General features: G+C 49.0%; 18 protein-coding genes. 7 read left to right on the top strand and 11 right to left on the bottom strand.

Features of this window, described 5'->3' with window-relative positions; all coding sequences use genetic code 11:
- The first annotated feature begins 29 nt into the window (after positions 1–29).
- Positions 30–788, top strand: coding sequence for a YqjF family protein (locus KJS63_RS07215; protein WP_213618545.1), 759 nt, complete (start codon positions 30–32; stop codon positions 786–788).
- A gap of 160 nt (positions 789–948) precedes the next feature.
- Here KJS63_RS07215 and KJS63_RS07210 read toward each other — a convergent pair whose 3' ends face one another.
- From KJS63_RS07210 to KJS63_RS07195, 4 genes are all read right to left on the bottom strand, one after another.
- Positions 949–1539 (bottom strand): DUF421 domain-containing protein, encoded by a 591-nt coding sequence (locus KJS63_RS07210; protein WP_213618544.1) that lies wholly within the window; start codon positions 1537–1539, stop codon positions 949–951.
- A gap of 253 nt (positions 1540–1792) precedes the next feature.
- Positions 1793–2173 carry a VOC family protein gene (locus KJS63_RS07205; RefSeq protein WP_306432888.1) on the bottom strand — a complete coding sequence of 127 codons (381 nt, stop codon included), beginning with the start codon at positions 2171–2173 and terminating at the stop codon, positions 1793–1795.
- A 244-nt stretch (positions 2174–2417) separates the two neighbouring features.
- A complete protein-coding gene (locus KJS63_RS07200; RefSeq protein ID WP_213618543.1) occupies positions 2418–3998 on the bottom strand; it encodes an oleate hydratase in 1581 nt (526 codons plus the stop codon).
- A gap of 133 nt (positions 3999–4131) precedes the next feature.
- Positions 4132–4701 carry a TetR/AcrR family transcriptional regulator gene (locus tag KJS63_RS07195; RefSeq protein WP_213618542.1) on the bottom strand — a complete coding sequence of 190 codons (570 nt, stop codon included), beginning with the start codon at positions 4699–4701 and terminating at the stop codon, positions 4132–4134.
- A 302-nt stretch (positions 4702–5003) separates the two neighbouring features.
- Here KJS63_RS07195 and KJS63_RS07190 point away from each other — a divergent pair, with 302 nt between their 5' ends.
- On the top strand, positions 5004–6260 hold the full coding sequence (locus KJS63_RS07190) for an MFS transporter (protein WP_213618541.1): 1257 nt from the start codon (positions 5004–5006) through the stop codon (positions 6258–6260).
- A gap of 74 nt (positions 6261–6334) precedes the next feature.
- Here the strand turns inward: KJS63_RS07190 and KJS63_RS07185 are convergent, their stop codons facing one another.
- Together KJS63_RS07185 and KJS63_RS07180 are read right to left on the bottom strand one after the other, a co-directional pair.
- Positions 6335–7366 carry a right-handed parallel beta-helix repeat-containing protein gene (locus tag KJS63_RS07185; protein WP_213618540.1) on the bottom strand — a complete coding sequence of 344 codons (1032 nt, stop codon included), beginning with the start codon at positions 7364–7366 and terminating at the stop codon, positions 6335–6337.
- A gap of 124 nt (positions 7367–7490) precedes the next feature.
- Positions 7491–8351 (bottom strand): ribosomal RNA small subunit methyltransferase A, encoded by an 861-nt coding sequence (locus KJS63_RS07180; protein ID WP_213618539.1) that lies wholly within the window; start codon positions 8349–8351, stop codon positions 7491–7493.
- A 385-nt stretch (positions 8352–8736) separates the two neighbouring features.
- On the opposite strand from KJS63_RS07180, the gene KJS63_RS07175 reads away from it, so the two are divergent.
- The 3 genes from KJS63_RS07175 (at position 8737) to KJS63_RS07165 (ending at position 11403) form a co-directional block, all read left to right on the top strand.
- A complete protein-coding gene (locus KJS63_RS07175) occupies positions 8737–9459 on the top strand; it encodes a YqeB family protein (protein ID WP_213618538.1) in 723 nt (240 codons plus the stop codon).
- A complete protein-coding gene (locus KJS63_RS07170) occupies positions 9456–10076 on the top strand; it encodes a TetR family transcriptional regulator (RefSeq protein WP_213618537.1) in 621 nt (206 codons plus the stop codon). Before KJS63_RS07175 ends, KJS63_RS07170 begins: the two co-directional genes overlap by 4 nt.
- A 157-nt stretch (positions 10077–10233) precedes the next feature.
- On the top strand, positions 10234–11403 hold the full coding sequence (locus tag KJS63_RS07165) for a lyase family protein (protein WP_213618536.1): 1170 nt from the start codon (positions 10234–10236) through the stop codon (positions 11401–11403).
- A gap of 96 nt (positions 11404–11499) precedes the next feature.
- Here the strand turns inward: KJS63_RS07165 and rpoN are convergent, their stop codons facing one another.
- Complete coding sequence (gene rpoN, locus KJS63_RS07160; protein WP_244862525.1) at positions 11500–12813, bottom strand: RNA polymerase factor sigma-54; 1314 nt, start codon at positions 12811–12813, stop codon at positions 11500–11502.
- A gap of 111 nt (positions 12814–12924) precedes the next feature.
- The gene (pruA, locus tag KJS63_RS07155) at positions 12925–14472 is read right to left on the bottom strand and encodes an L-glutamate gamma-semialdehyde dehydrogenase (protein WP_213618534.1); all 1548 of its coding nucleotides are present in this window, start codon (positions 14470–14472) and stop codon (positions 12925–12927) included.
- Between the two features lie 170 nt (positions 14473–14642).
- Between pruA and KJS63_RS07150 the strand changes: the two genes are divergently transcribed.
- Together KJS63_RS07150 and KJS63_RS07145 are read left to right on the top strand one after the other, a co-directional pair.
- On the top strand, positions 14643–15563 hold the full coding sequence (locus KJS63_RS07150) for a proline dehydrogenase family protein (RefSeq protein WP_213618533.1): 921 nt from the start codon (positions 14643–14645) through the stop codon (positions 15561–15563).
- A gap of 138 nt (positions 15564–15701) precedes the next feature.
- Positions 15702–17453: a sigma 54-interacting transcriptional regulator gene (locus KJS63_RS07145; protein ID WP_213618532.1), complete on the top strand. Its 1752-nt coding sequence runs from the start codon at positions 15702–15704 to the stop codon at positions 17451–17453.
- Positions 17454–17584: 131 nt separating this feature from the next.
- Here KJS63_RS07145 and KJS63_RS07140 read toward each other — a convergent pair whose 3' ends face one another.
- The 3 genes from KJS63_RS07140 to KJS63_RS07130 form a co-directional block, all read right to left on the bottom strand.
- Positions 17585–17848: a helix-turn-helix domain-containing protein gene (locus tag KJS63_RS07140; protein WP_213618531.1), complete on the bottom strand. Its 264-nt coding sequence runs from the start codon at positions 17846–17848 to the stop codon at positions 17585–17587.
- Positions 17849–17862: 14 nt separating this feature from the next.
- Positions 17863–18312, bottom strand: coding sequence for a hypothetical protein (locus KJS63_RS07135; protein ID WP_213618530.1), 450 nt, complete (start codon positions 18310–18312; stop codon positions 17863–17865).
- A 167-nt stretch (positions 18313–18479) separates the two neighbouring features.
- A complete protein-coding gene (locus KJS63_RS07130) occupies positions 18480–18869 on the bottom strand; it encodes a hypothetical protein (RefSeq protein ID WP_213618529.1) in 390 nt (129 codons plus the stop codon).
- Positions 18870–19067: the final 198 nt, after the last annotated feature.

Genomic DNA, 19067 nt, shown 5'->3' with positions numbered 1-19067 from the left:
TACTCAGCCCGGAAGAAAGGAGATCTCGCATGAATCCCCATCAAATATTGCAGCATACCCGCCATCGCCCCAGCCCAATGCCCCGTGGTCCCTGGCTTATGCGGCAGACATGGAGGGACCTGCTCTTCACCCACTGGCCGGTGGATGAGCAGGAGATTGCCCCCTATATCCCGCAGGGTCTCATATTGGATACATGGGAAGGCAGGCCTTGGGTCAGTGTGTCCCCTTTTCGCGTTAATCCTCTTCGCCTCAGAGGACTTCCTCCCATTCCGTTCGTTCATGAATTCCTGGAGCTTAACGTGCGAACTTATGTTGTTCACGATAACAAACCGGGGGTCCTTTTCCTCACCTTGGAGGCTTCTAGCAGGCTTGCCGTGGCCGGTGCCCGGATAGGTGCGCGCCTTCCCTATCACCATGCGGATATGCATGCCCGGAAGCAAGAGGATAATATGATTGAATATTCAAGCAGGAGAACACTTAAAAGCAATGAGGAAGCCTTGTTCCAAGGCATGTATAAGGCTGCCGAAGAAGCATCCAGCTTCCACGCCAGTCCCTGGACTCTGACACATTGGCTGACCGAACGCTACTGCCTTTATACCTGCAGTTCCAAACATGAATTGTTCAGGAGCGACATCCATCATCTGCCTTGGCCGCTTTATCCGGCGGTATTAGATCTGCAGGCTAACACAATGTTCCAGTCCTTCGGACTTCATCATGATCCCAAGCCCGCTCTTCAAACCTATACCCCCCGCCTGGATGTTCTGTTATGGCCGTTAAAAAAAGTATGAGCTTCTTCAGCGGCACTAGGTCCACCAGGAACAAGTTCATAATGCAAATCAAAAATCCCCTTGGCATGCAGAGGGGATTTGGGTTTGCTCCTGTATATCATTTAAGCGGCGTTGTTTCCTAACCGGATCATGGTCACGCAGGAGCCAATGGCAATCGGATTTACTGGAGATGCTCAGGCGTTTTCTCTCCTGCTGCTGAGGACCCTACAACCTCAGTGAATATATTGGGCTGTACAGGGGCGACAGGAATGTTCACCTGGGGGAAATTAGTCTTGAGCAGCTTCTCCAAATCCCCACGGGTAACGGGCTTCGCATGATCCATTAATTCATATCCAAATTCTCCGTTGGATTCTATCGTTCCGGTCTTAATATCAGCCAGTGTTGAAATCCCAACCAACCGCAGTCTTTTCTCCAGATCATCAACTGAAATTCTGAGCATCTTTAAATTGTCATACAACAGCTTACCTTCGGAGATCACTGGAACCGACTTGCCTTTCAGCAAATTCTCAGCCTTGTTCCACTTTAGGGTTATCCATTCCGTAGCTACCAGGAATCCAATAAAGACTGCCGCCGCTATGATGGAATACCACATTCCTTTTCCTCCTACTTCAGAACCTAGGACAGATCCTATGGTCAGAAGGATGGCAATCTGGGGTGTCGTCATTTGAGAAACAGATTTGCGTCCGGCCAGCCTCACCAAGATGGTTCCAACACAAGCGAGCAGAAATGAATTCCATACGATTGTACCCATAATATCCTCCGTTTATTTTAAGCTACTTCCCATTTTCCCCGAATAAAGTAGCTTTTAGACCAGTGCCATCCTGTCCTATCTGCTGGTTGCCGGCAAAACAAAAATCAAAGCTCCTGTCAGTCAGTAGACACCCCTCAGAATTCAGGCTTCCTTCATCCCGTCATTGCCCTCATAAGCTTGCTTCAACCGTTCAATATCAATTTTGTCCATTTGCAGCATCGCCTTCCTCACCCTTCCAGCTCTCTCTGCATCTTCAGCCTGCAGAAATTCTCCCAGTGCAGTAGGGATAATCTGCCAGGATAGACCCGAACTTGTCCTTAAGCCAGCCGCATCGCTCCGTGCTTCCCCCTTCGGATAACCGTTCCCACAGCTGGTCAACCTCTTGCTGATCGATACAGTTCACAAACAGGGAAATAGCCGGGGTAAACGAGAAATGAGGCCCGCCGTTTAGCGCCATAAATGTCTGCCCTTCCAGTTGAAAGGTCGCCGATGCCAAGGCACCCTTAGGGCCTGGCCCTTTCTCTCCATACCTCTGTACGTTGACGATCTTGGAATTTTTAAAAATCGAAGTATAAAACTGGATGGCTTCCTCCGCATTGTCGTTAAACCACAAAAAAGTATTGATTTTTTGCATGACCTTTCATCCCCTTTACTGGTATATGTAAAATCATAACATAGCCCTGTCTCCCGATTTCTTCAGAATTGCTAAGTTTCCCGACCTGACCTTGGAAAAGCCTTTGTTTCTGGTGCATAAACTGGTTGACCTAATAATACGAAAAAGAACCTCGACGCTATAATTTGCGATCAAGGTTCTTATCTATATCGTACATCTTCTTTAACGCTTTTATGAAACTTCAACAGTACCCGAGATGATGATTCTAGCGGAATGAAGTCACAAATCCTTGAAGCAATGTACGCACATCGTAATGATAATGATGAATAGGCTCAACCGGTTTATTGATGCCGAGCAGCTTATAGACAGCCATTCTAGCTGCCCTTACCGAGTATTCTTCCGTAAATACGACATCGTCCGGGATTTCGCAGAACTGGCTGATGAAAGCCAGATTCGTGGAGCCTGCCGGAACAACCTCAGGACGGTCTGTAATCTCTCTTGGCATGAATTGGGCCGTAATAAACGGCATCATGCACGGAATACAGTTGGCCGAAGCGATAATGGCATCCATATCCTTTTCGAATTTCAGATGATGGAGCAGCTCGGTCAGAATCTCTTCCCCCGTACACTCGGCCATCGGTTTCTTCACATAGTCGCCCACCCGGTCAGGGAACAAACCGTAGCCCCAGAACACCTTCACATGCTCAGGCTGATTTCTGAAGTGTGGTTGATGTGCAAGCACAATGGACATCAGCCAGCTTGAATCTTTGAAAGTAACCAGTGCCCCGCTGCCTGCTTTATTACGGGAGAAGGCCTCCATCAGATCAAAGAACCGGGAATCCTGACAAGTGACAGTGAAGGACTCCCATTTCGACCCTTCAATATGATCATCGAAGGACGACGGATTACCGAGTCCGGGCTTCTTGGCAGCGATTCTCTCCCAGAGCTTCCAAGAGCTTCCCTTGCCATTAAGCTCAGGCGCCGAAGTCATGGAACCGAGACTGGAGCTCTCAGTCATGGAACCGTTCGTGATGATAACCAGGTCGCCATCGGCAATGTCCACGACCATTTCCGCTCCGGCTTTTACGATATGCATCCGGGTTACGGTGATGCCTTCACCTTCCTTGAAATCCAAATCGGTTACTGTACACTTCATATCAAAATCAACGCCGAATCCTTCCAGATATTTATGCAATGGGAGAATAATCGAATCATATTGGTTGTAAGGTGTGCGTGTAACCCCTTCAAGCGTGTGAATTCGCGGGAACTCGTGCATGAAACGGATCATGTATCTTTTTAATTCCACGGCACTGTGCCAAGGCTGGAAGGCAAAGGTAGTTGCCCACATATACCAGAAATTCGTCTCGAAAAAGTGCGGGCCAAACCAATCGTTGATGCGGGCCTTGCCCATTTTGGCTTCTGGAGTCATGATCAGCTTCAGCATGGCCATCCGGTCCACCATATCAAATCCCATGGACGTCACGTCCTCAACCTGTCCATCTTTATTGACAAGCCGGGCATTGGAATGTGTCGGATGCGCTGTATCAAAGGCAATGATCTCCTCGCGTACCGACAGACCCGGATGCTCCAGCGATGGTATGGAACTCAGCAGATTCCAAGTGTTCTCATACGTCTCATCGTTCAGCATCCGGCCTCCCCGGATCACATATCCTTCATTCCCGTTACCAGCCCCATCATTGCTGCCGCCGAGAATTTTCATTTCTTCTATGATATGAATCTGCTCTCCCGGGAAACCGCAATCTCTGACCAGAAAAGCTGCCCCCGCCAGAGAAGCTATCCCGCCGCCTACAAAGTACACCTGTCTGCCCCTGTAATCTGCTGTCATATCCGTCGCCTCCAAAAAGAAATGTTGATCTGAACACCTCTAATGTAGAACTTTTTGGCGGAGGTTAACATCTGCAATGCAGAGCAGGTGTATAGATTTTGGACACTTTCATCAAATTGTATAAAACAAGGGATCAGCTGCGCTTATGCTCATAACGGTCCAGCGCCCGTTCAAAATTCCCCTCAACCAGCCTGCTAAGCCGTCCTATGATGTCTGAGGGATTCTCTCGCATGCCGCCTTGCATCCATTGAATCACAAGACCGGTGAATGCAAGCGTGTAGAAATTGGCGATAAAGAGTTTATCCTGTTCAGGAACCTGCCTGCCAGAGGAGACCTCATTGACCACTCCAAGAATCAGCGGATTCGTCATTGTGTACAGGTAGCTGTCGAGATGGTTCCTCCCCAGAGAGTTCAGCGTATTCAGACACACGGCTTTGTTCTCTTCAATGTAGGTAAATATCGTATGCAGTCCATGTGTCCAGGTATGATAGCTGCGTTCCTGGGCGATAGCGTCTACCGCCTCAGTCTGATAGATCCAGCCAAGAAGCTCATATATATCTTGAAAGTGATAGTAGAATGTCTGCCTGTTCAAATGGCATTCTTCCGTAAGGTCCTTCACGCTGATTTTATTCAGCGGGATTTCCTGCATCAACCGTTTTAGCGAGGCGGCCAGCGCCTTTTTGGTCAGTAATGAACTGGACAAAAGATCACCTTCCATACAGTTATTCGGAATCTATTTATTATAGAAGGGCCTGCTGGTTCCTGCAATTGAACACGTTACGGAATAAACGAGTCTAAACTTAACCTTCAAGAATCTGCCGCCGGCTCTTGAAATATAAATGTACAGTGAATTCCTCCATAATCGCTGGGTTTAATAAATCCAAAAGCAGGAAATCGGTCCCTGGGAGGAGAAAGGTTCATTCTAACGTGCCTTATGGAATAACGATAGTCCCTGTATTCTTGTACTCAGAAGTATAGCCATGTTAACGAAAGGGTGATCTAGGTATGAAAGCGAATACACCTGCTTCAGGCCTGTCCTTGTTCAGCAACCGGTTCGTGCAAGTAATTATGGTATCCACGCTGTTCCTGCAGATCGGCATCTGGGTCCGTAACATCGCAATTTTGCTGTATGTCAAAGAAATGACTCATGATAATGCCTTCGCGGTTTCACTCATTTCTGTCGCGGAATATGCGCCGATCTTCATCTTCTCCTTCATCGGAGGAACGTTTGCAGACCGCTGGAGGCCCAAACGAACGATGGTCTGGTGTGACCTGCTAAGTGCATTGTCCATACTTGCCGTGCTGTTCGTGATGGAGAATGGTTCCTGGAAGGTGGTCTTCTTCGTCACCTTGGTGTCAGCCATACTATCCCAGTTCTCCCAGCCCTCGGGTCTTAAATTGTTCAAACAGCATGTGCCCGAACAACTGGTGCAGCAGGGAATGTCTATTTATCAGACGATGTTTGCCGTGTTTATGATATTTGGTCCTATCGTTGGTACGTTCGTGTTCCAGAGCTATGGCATTGAGACAGCCATCGGCGTGATGGGCGTAGCATTCATCCTGTCAGCCTGTACGCTTACATTCCTGCCTAAGGACCAACAGGAAGACAGTACGAAGAATGCGTCCCGGGTATTGGAGGATCTCAAGAAAGGGTTTGGATATGTGGGAGCAAGCACCATTCTGCGGAAGCTTGGCGGCGTGATGATGGCAGCCGGTCTGGGTCTCGGTCTGATTCAGCCTATGGGGATTTTCCTGATTACAGAGCAGCTAGGGAAGCCAGCGGAATATCTGCAGTGGTTCCTTCTGGTTAATGGGGTCGCAATGATTATCGGGGGCGTGCTCGCCCTCACCTTGTCCGGTAAGCTGTCCGCACAGAAGCTCCTGGCGATAGGATTGCTCGGAAGCAGCCTTGCCATGATCGGTATGGGGCTATCCACAAATTACTGGCTCTCACTAGGTCTCCAGTTCATAGCCGGGCTTGTATTCCCGTCTATTAACACCGGGGTAAATACTCTGATCATGAAAAATACCGAGGAGTCATTCATCGGCCGGGTTAACGGTATTCTTACACCGATGTTCATGGGCTCCATGGTAGTGACCATGACGCTGTCGGGTGTGATTAAAGAAACGATCTCGCTTATGCCTCTTTATCTCGTTGGGGGTGCCATTATGCTTGCGGGCATTCTAATCATTGTGCCGCTGTTCAAGCTGGGAAACCAACCAGTGCAGGAAGGATCTCTTGGTTTGAAACCTGCTGAGTAAAAGAATACATATTTGGTGTAATGAGAACGGATGGGGGATGCCTGGAATCAAGGGTTCCCCCATCCGTCATGTTCTTATTGGGCGCTTATGTTGCCTCTATACATATTGCCTGCCGGATTCCTTGTATTGCCCGCTGCGGAGGCCGATGAGTTGCTGTAGGCCCCAATGACATAAGTATCCGGGTTCGTAAGATACAAGGTATTGTTGAGAAATTGATTGTTGATCCCCCAACCGCTAACAATCTCATGAAGCTGGAAAGCATCCACAATAACATTGTTATTATTTTGATAACCCTTGTTATTTCTTATGACCGCCTGGTTGCCCTTCACATCGATGAAACTGTCGGCATAATTGGCTCCGCTGATTCCAACTCCGTTAAACGTACAGTTCTCCACCAACGTTCCAATCGTTCTCTCCTTGATGTCGATATGCTCTGCTGTAATATTCGGACCAAACTTCACATTCCGGACGGTATTATAATGAGTGTTCTGATTATAACCGCCTCCTTCAGCCGACCCAACATACACCCCTTCACCGTATCCTGCTCCTGTTTTGCCGGTATCATGGATATAAGAATCCTCAATAGTGCTGTAAGAGCTCCCGTCACGGAAATGAACGGCCTCAAACCCGGTATTGTATACCTCTACCCCTTTAATCAGGGAATGGCTTGAGTTATCAAGCAGAATTCCTTTCTGTGCGTTCGTAAACTTCAAATCCCGGATCACCCAATAGTCACCGCGGATTCTCAGACTATACCCTGAACCTACTGCATAACCAGACAGAACAGCGGGCTGGGACGGGTCCTGGCTGGTGATCGTAATTGGCGCCCCTACAGTTCCTTTCAGATCAGAAGAAAAGCTTCCCGTATAAGTACCTGGCGACAGAGTGATGCTTTGGCCGGGAGCCGCATTCTTCAGCGCCTTCTGAAGACAGGAAGTAGTTGAACATAAAATCGCGGATTCCGCCGATTTCGCAGCTTCTCCGTTCACGGATCTGTCCGGCTCAGCATGAGCCCCGGTAATAAACATCGTGCTCAAGGCCATCAGCGATAGGAATCCGCCAACCCTTCTTTTGCCTCCCGCAGACCAAAGCTTAATTGCTCTCATTGTAATTCTTTCGCCTCCTCTAATTGATCTCACCAAATTCAGCCACCCCCTGTCAGGGTGACTCTTGATGATTACGCCGCTCGATGGCGGCCTATGACAACCAAGGAGCTAACCATCATAAATCCTAGTTCCACCTGTTTTGGTGATTAGGTTTCGGTCTTTTCGGCCAGCGGTGAGGCTCCACATATTGGAGCATTGTCATGAATAGTTCTCCCCATTGACGCTCATTTAATGAACTGACAGGCTGATCTCTATGGATCTTTAACATCCTTACGAGATGTTTAACTTGCCCAGGTGTAAATATCCCGGCAACAGCCCTATAGAAAGAGGCCATGGGAGCCTTGAGAACATTCGAAGCCAAAGCCATGAATCTGCCATGGTCCTTATAAGGAATCAACGGGTTCCGCTTTCTCTCCACTAGGATCACTGCCGACTCCACACGCGGTGGTGGCGAGAAGTAACTCGGCGAGACCGTGCGAACAAGCCGGAAATCATAATACATCCTCCACTTTAATATCCGGGGATCGGTTATGGGATCTGCGGTGAACCGCCTTGCAGCCCCTTTCTCAATGACAAGAACCGCCCGCTGCACCGGCAGCTGCGGATGATCAAACAGCCTGCCGAAGATCGGCGTGGTAATAGAGTAAGGGATGTTCGCCACTATAATAAAGGGCTGTTTGGGCATATCCATCTTCAGGACGTCCGCTTGCCTGATGGATACATTATGGACATCCCTCATCTTGGTTGTGAGCTTCCTGATATATTCGGGATCATTCTCGACCGCGATGACCCTGGCAGCCACCCGGGTTAAGAGCACTGTTATCGCCCCTGTCCCGGCGCCGATGTCTAAAGCGGTATCCTTGGGGCCAATCCGGGCCAAGGCAATCATTTCATGAATCAACCCCGGATGAATTAACAAATGCTGGGCAGGAAAATTGGCAAAGTGGTTAGAGCCTTCACGGTTCCTAGACCTGTTTCTGGTCATGACAAAAACACCTCATTCATTCATATTTCGGGAATGAAAAAAGGCACAGATCAAATAGAACCCGTTCCATCTTCTTCAAAATGGAAGAGCCATAAGTGTTCTGTACCTTACATTACCGGATACGAATAAATGCGATGTTGCACATAAAGGGTTAGAGCCTCCTTATACCTTGCCTGATATACATACACATCAAATATAGCAGGTATGTCTTCAGTGCGGCAGACTCCAAAATGGCTATAACTAAAAAAGCCGCTTGTTTTCATATTCAAGGATCAAATATCCAATAATTGACACCGTTCCATATTCACTTATATAATTTGATTGTTTGATCAAAAAATTAATCGTAATCTCAAATTTTATTTTGTTGCAAAAGGAGACCAAACTAATGTCCAATTCTTTACATGGGGAACAGACACCTACAGAGTTGGGACTTACCCAGACCGAAAGGGTTCTAATCCTCATCCTCCCTCCTGTCCTGGGCCTCATCCTAGGTTTCTTTATTCCCACTATAGCCGCATGGGTGACAAAACTCCCTTGGTTTCCCTTCAAGGGTCCCTTTGAGCTAATTGCATCTCTTCAATACAATTGGGCGGCTGGAGTGACAACTTTATTGGGATTGATCGCGGGAATTTGGCTTACGTATGCGGTTTTTCGCGAGACATTGTTTGTCACTATAAGTGATGAAAATGTCCAGTTGAAAATCAAAGATCAGGCTCAGACCCTATCGAAACAGGACATTACATCTGTATTCACAGATGGCAAGCAGCTGGTTCTTCTTGGGGCTAATGGCGCGGAGCTTGCCCGGGAAGCCTGTGAATTCAAGCCCGCCAAAGCGGCGGAGGCTTTTGCCCGTCATGGCTATCCATGGTCTGCAGGCGGCGATCCCTATGAGCATGATTATCGGCTCTGGGTTCCGGAGAGCCCGGAATTGTCATCCGGTTTCAACGCGCTGTTAAAGGCCCGTGAACATGCCCTGAGGGAAAAGGACAGCGACTCCGCCAAGGAACTGCAGCGCGAAGCGGGCAGGCTGGGCCTTGTGGTTCGGGATAAAGGAAAACATCAATATTGGAGATTAACTAAAGATCAAGAACGGGGAGGATCATCATGACTAAAAAGCGTGATGACAAGCCATCGTTCATTACAGAGGCCAGACGCAGACAGATTGTGGATGCGGCCATCTCCACCCTGGATGAAATCGGGTATATCCACACGAGCCTAGCACAAATTGCCAAGCGTGCGGGCATCAGCACGGCGCTGATTTCTTATCATTTCAAGGACAAACAAGACTTAATGGACTACACGCTTATGATGCTGTTAACCAACGCCGCTGCCCACGTGATAGAGCAGACGAGAAACGTATCAACGGCAAGGGGCAAATTGCACGCTTATATTAAAGCTTGTATGGATTATCAATGCGCGCGCCCTCAGTATAATACGGCGCTGATTGAAATCATTTTTCATGCCCGGACACCTGATAATGTCCCTTATTACAGACTTAGTGATGATGAAGACGATTCTCTCACCAGCCTGCTTCACCAGATTCTGCAGGAGGGCCAGGCCAGAGGAGAGTTCCGCCAATTCAATGTGATCATTGTAGCCAGCGCAATCCGGGGTGCCATAGATGAATTCCTCTTCAATAAGAGTCTTAGCGGCCAAGTTAGCTTGGAGTCATACAGCAATGAACTCGCAGCTTTCTTTGAGCAAGCGGTTCTGGCGGAAATTTAACATCTTAACCTTCTGTTTATAGCGGCATTTGGCTTTTTAAAAGCAATTGGCATGAATTTTGCTAGTTTATTATGCAGAAGACGGTGCCTCATTCCCAGTGTTCTTCATTCCGATGTGCCGCCTGCCCAAAAACGGATGAACTAGCGGAGGTAAGCCAATGATCAGATTCGAACAGGACAGTATAGGGGTACGCGAAGTGCCATCTTATGCTTATTACGGTATCCAAACCTTGCGTGCCGGTGAAATGTTCCCGATAGCCAGCACCCCCGTGCATAAGGAATTTATAATAGCCCTGGCTTGTGTGAAAAAAGCGGCCGCCCAAGCCCACTTGGATATAGGCACGTTGCCCATACGTATCGGAAGCCTGCTGGTTAAAGCTGCTGAAGAGGTAATCCAAGGAAGACATCTGGAGCATTTCAAGGTTGATTTTATTCAAGGCAGCATCAATGATTCCTTGAATATGAACATGAATGAAGTGCTTGCCAACCGGGTGCTTGAGCTTATGCTTGCGGACAAAGGAGATTACGCGCTTGTAAATCCAAGCTTCCACATCAATCTGGGACAGACGACAAATGAAGTCATTTCAACGGCCCTGCGGATTGCTTCTTATCAGCTGTCACAGAAGCTGACAGGTACTGCGGAGCAGCTTATAACTGCCCTGCTCGCTGCAGCGAAACAGCCAAGCAAGCCGCATCACCAATCGAAAGAACCCCAAACTAAGACGGGAACAAAGGAATGGCTAATGGGGCAATTCGAGGAAGCTGCCCTGAGCCTTCAGCAGGATCTGGATAAGCTCGCCAAGGCCGCTTCGCATGTTCAAGCCGTTCGCCTGTCCGATGCAGGCGCCAACAGCGGGACTGAACTCAGTCATGAGTTTTCAAATAAAGCTGTGGCTTATTTAAGCAAATTAACCCAGATTCCTCTCACGGTGTCCCAGGCCGACAAGGAATCACCTCAGGATACCGATGTTTTCGTGCAGCTCTCATCAGCCTTGAAGCTATGTGCACTCACCCTGACCAAGCTGTGCCGCAGTGTCCGTACGGTGGCGGCCTCAAGCCAGGCTGACAGGGGAGATTGGGACCAGCCTCCAGGCGTCCAGCCGGAGAAAGCCGAAGCGCTTAGCCAGATTGCCTTCCAGGTGATCGGTTTCGATCACAGCATCAAGCTCGCCTCGGAAGCAGGGATCATTGACCGTGGAGCCGTACAGCCCATTGTCGCTTACAACCTGATCGAATCGCTCATAATCCTCTCCAGGGGGATGGAATCATTTGCCCAGCCCCTAACCTTCGAGGAGAAATCAGACATACCAGCCCATTTGAGAGGCTGAACAGAAAAGTGCGGACTCTAAAAAATAGCTGCTCTCCAGCTGACCTAATCATACGAAAGGGCTGTCTCCACAGTAATGCGTGAGACAGCCCTCTTGTCATATGCGCTGCTTCCGAGAGGACGAGGAGAGAATCCTCATCTCCTCCCGGTATTTGGTTACGGTTCTTCGGGATAACTGAACTCCCTCCGAGAAGAGAATATCCACAATTTTCTGATCCGAATACGGGCTGCGCCGGTCTTCCGAATCAATGATCTCCTTGATTCTCGCTTTGACCTTCCGGGAAGAGGCTTCACTGCCGTCAGAGGTGGTTAATCCTGCCGCAAAGAAATACTTAAGCAGAAACACACCGTGCGGGGTAAACACAAATTTGCCCTGCACCGCCCGGCTGACGGTAGATTCATGCATTTCCAACCTGCTCGCTATCGTATTCAAATTCAAGGGACGAAGGCTTCTCACCCCAGAGGTAAGAAAAGCACTCTGCTCCTCCATAATGGCATAAATCACCTTCAGGAGGGTCGCCTTCCGCATTTCTACACTCCGGATCACCCACCGTGCTGATTTCATACAGTCCTTCAAGTAAGCTGATGCCTCCATAGATTGCTTCAGACTCACCCATTCCCTGCATTCGCGGTTCATGGACAGCCGCGGTAAGTTAGAAGCGTGAAGAGCCACCGTAAAGCTGTCGCCTGCACGTTCAACCACTGCATCCGGTACAATATAATGCTGTTCAAATGCGGTAAGCGTCTGCCCAGGACGTGGGTTAAGTCCACGGATATAGCGGACTGCTGCCTGAACCTGCTCTTTCGTGATCTTCAGATCCGAGGCAATCCGGCCCAAATTACCCTTCGCCAGCTCCGTCAAGAATCCGCTTACAACTTCATAGGCGTAGGGCGCAGCCGATGGGTCGCGGACAATCTGCAGCAGCAGACATTCCTTCAAATTTCTGCAGCCAATCCCCGCAGGCTCAAGCGATTGCAGCTTCTCAAGCGCAGTCTCTAGAAGCTCCGCGGATACACTGGAAGGACTCTGAATATCTTCCATGTCCATATCCAGGTACCCATCCTCGTTCAGATTGCCGGCCAGGAAAGCGGCAGCCCTGTAGACTTCTGCCGGAAGCGAGAGAAGACGAAGCTGACTCTTCAGCTTCGCTTCCAACGTCTCCTGCGCACCTTTCACATTTCCCAGCATATCCTGCATTGGCCGGGCTTCCCCTTTGGCCCGAAGCTTCGATCTATATAAGTAATAATCTCTATTGTCCTCGAGCTCAAGCACAGGGTTCTCCATCGCCTGCTCCTGCAAATACTGGATCAGCTCATACCCGGACAACGATAAAATATGAATGGATTGCTTCAATTCAGGAGTAATCGCCAGCTTTACACGTTGGTCTTGCACCAGTTGGTAGCCTAACAACAGTATCTCCCCTTCCGCACAGATCATCACCTAAGAAAAGAAATGCGGTTCATCCTCTCTTCACTATACTGAAAAGGGTGATCTTTGAACACCGGTATGCCTGTAATAATATTAGAAACGCTCACACACCAGCTTCGCTTGGGTGAAGAGCAGCAGATAGTCCCGGCCCCCGGCTTTGGAATCCGTTCCGGACATGTTGAATCCGCCAAACGGATGGGTTCCTACCAAAGCGCCCGTACATTTACGGTTGAAATAAAGGTTGCCTACGAAAAATTCCCGTCTTGCTTTCTCCAGATTGGCCCCATTATTGGAGATCACCGCCCCGGTCAAGCCGTAATCGGTATTGTTGGCGAATTCAATCGCTTCATCGAAGGACTTGGCTTTGGTGAAGGCAACAACCGGGCCGAATATCTCCTCTTGGGAAATCCGGGCTTTGGAGTCCACATCCGCAAAGATTGTCGGTTCGATGAAGAATCCGTTCGGATCCCCCGTGCCCCCACCAAACACCAGACGCCCTTCCTGCTTGCCGATTTCAATATACTCTTGAATTTTTGTGTATGCCTTCTCATCAATGACCGGTCCAAGGTTAGCCGCCGCCTCGGCCGGATTGCTCATAGTCAGCTTGCTTGTGCGCTCCACAACCTTCTCCAGCACGGTGTCATACACTTCCTCGTGCACAATAGCGCGGGAGCAGGCCGAACACTTCTGGCCCGAGAAGCCGAAGGCAGACAGCGTAATCATGTCTGCGGCAAGATTCAAGTCCGCATCCTTATCCACGACGATGGCGTCTTTGCCGCCCATCTCGGCGACTACGCGCTTGATCCATTTCTGCCCCGGATTCGTCTTCGCCGCCCGCTCATTGATCCGAAGGCCAACATCGCGGGAGCCAGTGAAGCTGATAAACCGGGTAAGCGGATGATCCACCAGATAATCGCCAACCTGCCCCCCCGGTCCAGGCAGGAAATTCACTACGCCGGCCGGAAGTCCAACCTCCTCCAGCAAAGCCACAAATTTTGCGGCGATGACTGGCGTTGTGCTCGCCGGCTTAAGAACCATCGTATTCCCGGTTACAAAAGCGGCAGCGGTCATACCTGCCATAATCGCCAGCGGGAAGTTCCAAGGAGGAATAACAACTCCAACGCCGAGCGGCATGTAGTACAGCTCATTCTCTTCCTCTTCACTCACCGTCAGAGGCTGAGGCTGGCTGAGGCGCTGCATCTCGCGGGCGTAGAATTCGAGGAAATCAATCGCTTCCGCCGTTTCCACATCGGCCTCCACCCGGGTCTTTCCAGCTTCATAAGTCATCAGTGCGGAGAACTCGAGCTTGCGTCGGCGGAGAATGGCAGCGGCCCGGTACAGGTATCTCGCCCGCTCATTCGGATCGGTGCGCTTCCACGTCTCAAACGTGGCGGCCGCAGATTGGATCGCTTTCTCGGCAAGCTCCGTGTCGGCTTGGGATACGGTGCCGATCACTTGGCTTTTGTTGGCCGGATTAACCGAGACGATCTTATTTCCGGTTACGATTCTCTCACCGCCGATAATGAGCGGATACTCCCTGCCAAGCTCAGCCTCAATCTTCTTCAGCACGGCATCATATTCTACGTTATTGTGTTCTTCCTTAAAATTAACGAATACCTCATTTTTGAATTCTGATCTCATCTTCGGAACCATCCTCTCCTGATTTTCCTTATGTCACCTTCCCATAGAACAATAAGCAATTATCATGCCAATAAAGTCAATTCCGTCTGTTGGCACACATTTTGCTTATACTTCATTGTCAAAATAGCTCAGCTGACAACATTACAGGTGTCTGAAAGGGGAAACACGAAATGGATGGCACAGAACTTTACCGGAAAGTACTTCTGTCGGTATCCGGCAACAAGCTGGTTGAGAAGCTGTCTCTGAAATACGGAAAGAAATTAGCAGGCAAGTTCATTGCCGGTGATACTTTGGACGAAGCTTTAGATGAAATTGAAGCCCTGAACCGCAAGGGCATCATGGTTACTCTTGATCATCTCGGAGAGGGCATCAAGCGGTTATCGGAGGCTAATGCCTATAAAGAAGAATATATTAAGCTGGTTGATGGCATCGCAAAGCGCGGGGTAGATTCAAATGTATCCTTAAAGCCCACCCAAATGGGCCTGGCCTTGGACCCCGAGGCCTGTTATGAGAACATCCGCACCATTGTGATGCAGGCCCGGGCACACGGCAATTTCGTGCGTATTGATATGGAGGACACTCCCTTCACCCAGGCTACGATCGATATTGTACTCCGCCTGCACGCCGAAGGGCTGACAAATGTAGGTACGGTGATCCAGGCTTACTTGTTCCGTACGGAGGATGACGTTATGCAGCTCATCAAAGCCGGAGTGAATCTGCGTCTCGTCAAAGGCGCTTACAAAGAGCCGGGTACTGTTGCCTATCAGCAGATGAGTGAAGTGATTGACAACTACAAAAAGATTATCCGCATGCATCTGGACCAGGGCGTGTACACAGCCATCGCCTCCCACGATGACCGTATTATCAATTGGGTCAAGGAATATGCCCATAAGCACGGGATCCCCAAGGACGCATTTGAATTTCAAATGCTGTATGGCCTGAGGATGAATGATCAGGCCCAATTAGCCAAGGATGGTTACCGTATCCGGTGTTATATGCCTTACGGCACGATGTGGTATCCTTATTACACCCGCCGTCTGGCTGAGAAGCCGGCCAATCTGTGGATGGTGGTCAAGAATATGTTCAAATAACACCTCTACATCCGTAAGCGTTTTCAAAACAACTTGCTAATCCTGTCTAAAAATATTTACACTTAAAATCCGGCCCGGTATAATGACCCTAGTCACAGTCTGTTAGCTTGTGTTCCTATATATTGGGGGGTCAGCTCATTGAAGCATCTGTTACCGAGTCTGGAAAGCCTTATTCGAACCGATTGCACCCTGATTACACGCACTGAACTGTCAGCGTATCAAGACCGTCATAATTCAATCAATCCATCACCGGTATTTATAGATTATAAAGATGGGAGATACGGTCTGCTGCAGCCCTCTCCCGCTTCTAACTCAACTATTCATCCTTATAATCAAGACCTTATAGACGTGGGAACCGTTAACGCTGAAACCTCGTTGACCGACGTCTCTTTGGTCTTCTCTTCTTGCCCTCTGGCCATCGTGCTCCGTGATGATCAACCTGTGGGCTATATCACCTCGGGAGATATTATTCAGGCAGCCGTTCATGCCCATCAATGCCTGGAGGCTTACTTCCAGACTACTTTAGAAACACTTAACCCTGACATCGCGATCACCCTGATTAACGAGGAAGGCCGCGTGGCGGTGTGGACGTCTGGAGCAGAGCATATTTTCTCTATCCAAAAAGAAGAAATCATCGGCAAACCCGCCTCCGACTTTTTCCCGATCGACCGTCTTCAGTCCCTGAAGACGCTTCAGACCGGGGAGTCCGTGCATAAAATGCAGCATCGTCCAAGACAAAATATGTTTGTTCTCATCAATTCCAATCCGGTGCTGCTGGATGGCCAGATTATTGGAGCCGTAGCGGCGGAATCCGACTTGACTACCCAGATGAGGCTCCACAACGAGCTTCTGCAGATGACCAACAAGGTTCACCATCTGCAGAAGGAAGTGGCGATGCTGAGCCCGTCGCAGAACCCTTATCAGCAGATCAAAGGCACAAGTCCAGCGATCAAGAGCAGTATCGAGACGATCAAAAAAATCAGCACCACCAAAGCGACTGTGCTTATCCAGGGCGAGAGCGGCACTGGCAAGGAATTGTTCGCCCAGGCGATACACAATGCACGCGAGAAGGATGGCGCCCCTTTTATTGCGATTAACTGCGGGGCCATCCCGGGCGCCCTGTTCGAGAGTGAACTGTTCGGCTACGAGAAAGGCGCCTTCTCAGGTGCTGATCCGAAAGGCAAGAAAGGGAAGATCGAACTAGCCAATGGGGGTACCCTTTTCCTTGACGAGATCGGGGAAATGCCGCTGGAAATGCAGGTTAAGATGCTCCGGGTTCTCCAGGAGAAAACATACTTCCCGGTCGGGGGCACACAGCTGAAGAAGGCGGACTGCCGGATTATCGCTGCAACCAACCGGGATTTGAAGAAAATGATCGTGGAAGGCGCATTCCGTGAGGACCTCTACTATCGGCTGAATGTCGTATCCTTGGATATCCCTTCTCTGCGCGAGCGCAAAGAGGATATCTATGAACTGACGCAATCCTTCCTGCACGAATTCTCGCTCGTTTATGGCCGCCATATCGAGTCCTTCACACCGGATGTATTTGAGGATCTTCTCAAATACGACTGGCCCGGGAATATCCGTGAACTCCGCAACACGATTGAGCGTCTTGTGATCTTCTCGACCGATGGGGAGATCAGACGGGAGTATCTGCCCCCGAATATCTATACCGGGAATCAGGAAGCGACTTCCTCTGGCAATACGGGAGACCATTCCGGCAGGTTGGAGTTCAGCGGAGAGGTATTCCGTGCCAAGCTGGATGAATGCGAACGTAACCTTCTGATCCAGGCGCTGGAATCAACTCAGGGCAACAAGCTTGCGATCGCCAAGCAGCTTGGCATCTCAAGAGCAACACTATACAACAAGCTGAAAAGACTCAAATTGTGATTATTGTTATTGACAATTCTCATTATTTAGACAGAAGAGTTTTCGGTGTCTAAGTTTTTAAACACTGCCTCATCGGGATATATTTAAAAAGCCCCGGACAACAATTGTCTGGGGCTGTCACTTATGAGGCGCTATTGTTTCACACCAATCGCATCCTTGATTTGCGGGATGGATAACCCCGCAGTCTTCAGCTCTTTGATCTTCTGAATGCGCATGACCGTCTCCTCCCGCTTGTACCTCCGTGTCAGATTCTCCTCTGCCTGTTCAAAAGGAAGCATGCCTTCCTCAGTATAAAACTTAAGTGTGCTGTAACGGGAGCCTGTCAGCCGTACCAGTTCCCCAATCGATACATACTCTGATGCCAATATGGCATCCATGGAGCGTTGTCTGGACATTGTTCTACGCTCCTTTATACGACGGCTGCCGGACGTTTAGGCTGCAATCGCACACCGTGAATAGGAACTCGTGTGTAGGCAGCATGGGGATGAGCTTCATAACATATGTTGTCGATTTTAATAATTGGAACTTGCCCCCCACGTATCACCTTAACCACATGTCCATAAGATTCAAGTCTTGTAATCACATCACGGATTCTTTGATCAGGACCTGCAAACATTTCCTCTGTCTCAATAAAGACCGACTGGGATCGCTCAATGATAGGAAATACAAAATTCAGTCCGCGTCCCACCTGGGTTTTCACAGCCATCTTTTTCATATGTAACAGCTGCTTAATGATAAGCTCACTCCGCTTGTGTATGGGGATAGGAAATAAAGTTCGGGCCAGCGCAGATTCAGAATACAGCTCATCCATCCGAGTGCCCACTCTCTCCAGTTCATTACGTGAAAATAAATCATGCATGCATCCACTCTCCCGGAGCAGCCATAACATGCAAACTGCTTCTTCTGTAACCGTTCCATCCTCCAGTATTTCCGCCCGTAATTCCTCTGTTATCCGAGTGTACTGATTCATATCACTCCGGTATTCCTTAATCTCGACTCCAGCTGATTCAAAATACAGATCGCAACTCAGCAGATGATGAATCTCCTCAAGCCATCCTGTTCCTTAAGAGATTCAGCAATTGCATGCTCCAATTGAGCTAATTTTCGATTCGATAATCTTGCTGCTTGGCTCAGCCATTCGTCCAGCTTTGCTCCGGCACCGTCTAACTTGTCAGAAATCAGTCCAACTAACACGGCCCACCGAGTCGGACCGCTAGTGATAAGATTGCTTGAAGCCCGCTCACTCAGCTTAAGCTTTCCTTCGGATTCTTCGAACCCACCATCCAAATATAATTCTAAAATAACCGCGGCTGCCATACAGCGAAGAGCCACTTTCTTCTCAGTCGTGAGGTGAAGACTCCGCTGTGCGTTTAAGGCAATTAATGAGAAGCTTTGGACCAAGCTCAGATCTGTCACTATGGCCACTCCTCTCTCTTGTCATTGTTTAGTTCAACTGAACTTTGCATCTGAAAGCTGAAAGGTTAAACTTTTTACTCTTGGTTTACGTTTACTACTTATTACTTATTACTTACTACTTACTTTATACAATAACCCCTAATATTTATCAATTCGGGCAAAATAAAAAACCCTCCAAGTGAGGGTTTACACCATAAG

It is taken from the genome of Paenibacillus sp. J22TS3 (genome assembly GCF_018403205.1).
Classification (GTDB): domain Bacteria; phylum Bacillota; class Bacilli; order Paenibacillales; family Paenibacillaceae; genus Fontibacillus; species Fontibacillus tuaregi.
Note: the sequence above shows the minus strand (reverse complement) of the source record. Positions and strands in the feature narration are given on the sequence as shown.